This window comes from Neisseria sp. P0001.S005 (assembly GCF_051963715.1).
Genome location: NZ_JBQCTZ010000315.1, coordinates 1 through 2,599, shown reverse-complemented (window position 1 = coordinate 2,599; position 2,599 = coordinate 1). Strand labels below are relative to the sequence as shown.

Here is a 2,599-nt window from a genome sequence, read left to right as displayed (position 1 = left end):
TGGGCGGATCAGGCAAATGCCATGGTTCAATATGCTGTGTGGACAACATTGGCGGCTGCCGGTATCGGCGCCAATCTACAACACTACAATCCACTGCCTGATGCGGCCATTGCCAAAGAATGGAACTTGCCGGAAAGCTGGTTGTTGCGTGCGCAAATGGTGATTGGCGGTATCGCGGCTTCAGCCGGTGAAAAAGCCTTCCAACCAATCGAAGGCCGTCTGAAAGTATTTGGCGCATAAGTGAAATGATGTGTTAAACAAAGGGCGCGATGTTTGCGCCCTTTTTGAAATAACAAAATTAAAAAGGCCGTCTGAAAACAGTTTCAGACGGCCTTTTATCTATGCCATAAAATCAACCGCGGCGCCAAGTCGTACCGCCGGCGTTGTCTTCCAGAATGATTTTGTGTTCGTTCAGAAGGTCGCGGATACGGTCGGATTCCGCCCAGTTTTTATCCGCACGTGCCTGTTTGCGGCGGGCGATCAAATCGTCGATTTCCTCGTTGGACAGGCCGTCTGAAACCGCGCCGCCTTGCAGAAACTCGGTCGGATCACGTTGCAGCAGGCCGATGATGCCACCCAAAGCTTTCAGGCAGCCGGCGAGGTGCGCATCATTGGTTTTGTTCACTTCGCCTGCCAGCTCAAACAACACGGCAACCGCTTCGACCGTACCGAAATCGTCGTTCATGGCGGCGTAGAAGCGGCGGGTGTAGTCATTGGCGTTTTCAGATAAATCAAACTCAGCCGCTGGTGTGTTTTTCAACGTGGTGTACAGACGGGTCAGCGCGCCTTTTGCGTCGTCTAAATGCGCGTCGGAGTAGTTCAACGGGCTGCGGTAGTGGGCGCGCAGGATGAAGAAACGCACGACTTCGGGATCGTATTGTTTCAACACTTCGCGGATGGTGAAGAAGTTGCCCAGCGATTTGGACATTTTTTCGCCGTCCACGCGGATAAAGCCGTTGTGCAGCCAGTATTTGACGTGGCTGGAGATGCTTCGACCGTGGTGGGTTTGCGCGTGGTCGTGGCCGCAGGTATGTCCTGTCGCGCCGACACTTTGGGCGATTTCGTTTTCGTGGTGCGGGAACTGCAAGTCCGCACCGCCGCCGTGGATATCGAAAGTATCGCCGAACAGGTTTTCACTCATGGCAGAGCATTCAATATGCCAACCCGGACGGCCGTTACCCCAAGGGCTTTCCCATGCAGGTTCGCCTGCTTTGGCCGCTTTCCACAATACAAAATCAAGCGGATCGCGTTTGAAACCGTCCACTTCCACACGTTCGCCTGCGCGCAGGTCATCCAGCGATTTGCCCGATAATTGGCCGTAAGCGGAAAACTCTCGCACGGCGTAATAAACGTCGCCATTTGCGGCAGGATATGCCTTGCCGTTTTGAATCAAGGTTTCAATCATGGCAATCATTTGCGGGATATTTTCCGTTGCCTTTGGCTCGATGTCGGGACGCAACACACCCAAAGCATCTGCATCTTCATGCATGGCCTGAATGAAACGCGCGGTCAGCTCGCCGATGGTTTCGCCGTTTTCAGCCGCACGGGCAATGATTTTGTCGTCGATGTCGGTAATATTGCGCACATAAGTGAGCGGATAACCGCACTTGCGCAGCCAGCGGGCAATCATGTCGAACACAACCATCACACGGGCATGGCCTAAGTGGCAATAGTCGTAAACGGTCATGCCGCAAACGTACATACGCACGTTTTTAGGGTCGATGGGGGCAAAGGGTTCTTTTTGACGGGTAAGGGTGTTGTAGATGGTGGTCATGGAATTTTCAAAATTTGTATAAACTGGGGTAAATTATTTGGATTTTTTGTGCAAGCAAAATTCAAATACGTTTCGTTCTGGGCCATTATTAGTTGCATGTGCTTTTTTAACTATATAAGGCTGATGCTCATCTAATGTAAATTCACCGATGTATCGGACATGAGCATTTAGTGTGTCATTAGCAAAAACACGGATGGCTTTTCCTGTCTGTTTATGTTCCAAGAGAGCTTTATTCCCATTGATCATACGCTGATCACCACGTTGTCCTTCGCCACAATAAAACAGGGTGGTTCCCTTCTCATCCCAGCGATCATAATAGCCGTGGTCTTCGCCTTTTTCTGGGTGAGTAAAGAGGAAGATATTGGGCGTTTTTGCCGAAGCAGCAATGCCACTTTGTCTATTGCCACCGTATTGGTCATGTAATTCTGAACGTTTAATAATATCGTTTTCTTGTAAAGAAAAAGAGTTGGAAGACATGCGACTCTCCATTTTATTAAAAAGGCCGTCTGAAATTTTTTACTCCGGCTTAAATACGCCTGTATCCGTTTTAGGCTGCTGCTCGGCAATTTCGGCTTTTGCCGCAGCCTGCTCCGCTTCGGCTTTTTCAGTTTCGATGCGTTTTTTCTCGGTTAGGTATTGGTTGATTTGGTGTACCAATTCCTGTGTGCCTTGATGGGTCAGGGCGCTGATTTGGAAGAGGCGCGGGGTTTCCATGTCGAATTGGAAGCGGTCGTCTGGTTTGGGGTAATCCCAGCCGATGGCTTCGAGGAAGGAGGCGGTGCGTGCTTGGGCTTCTTCTTCGTCGAGCATGTCGAGTTTGTTCAG

Annotated in this window: 2 protein-coding genes and 2 pseudogenes; 1 reads left to right on the top strand and 3 read right to left on the bottom strand. The window is 50.5% G+C overall.

Translation table 11 applies throughout. The features are described 5' to 3' along the window. Nucleotides 1-240: pseudogene (locus tag ACTHSP_RS19450) on the top strand (nitroreductase family protein); the annotation flags it as partial. Nucleotides 241-352: 112 nt separating this feature from the next. Here the strand turns inward: ACTHSP_RS19450 and cysS are convergent. From cysS to ACTHSP_RS19435, 3 genes and pseudogenes are all read right to left on the bottom strand, one after another. Beyond that, the gene (gene cysS / locus ACTHSP_RS19445) at nucleotides 353-1,774 is read right to left on the bottom strand and encodes a cysteine--tRNA ligase (RefSeq protein ID WP_070624952.1); all 1,422 of its coding nucleotides are present in this window, start codon (nucleotides 1,772-1,774) and stop codon (nucleotides 353-355) included. 33 nt (nucleotides 1,775-1,807) lie between these two features. Continuing rightward, complete coding sequence (locus ACTHSP_RS19440) at nucleotides 1,808-2,251, bottom strand: YDG/SRA domain-containing protein (RefSeq protein WP_070624954.1); 444 nt, start codon at nucleotides 2,249-2,251, stop codon at nucleotides 1,808-1,810. A gap of 39 nt (nucleotides 2,252-2,290) precedes the next feature. Beyond that, nucleotides 2,291-2,599, bottom strand: a pseudogene (locus ACTHSP_RS19435) (GTPase ObgE); the annotation flags it as partial.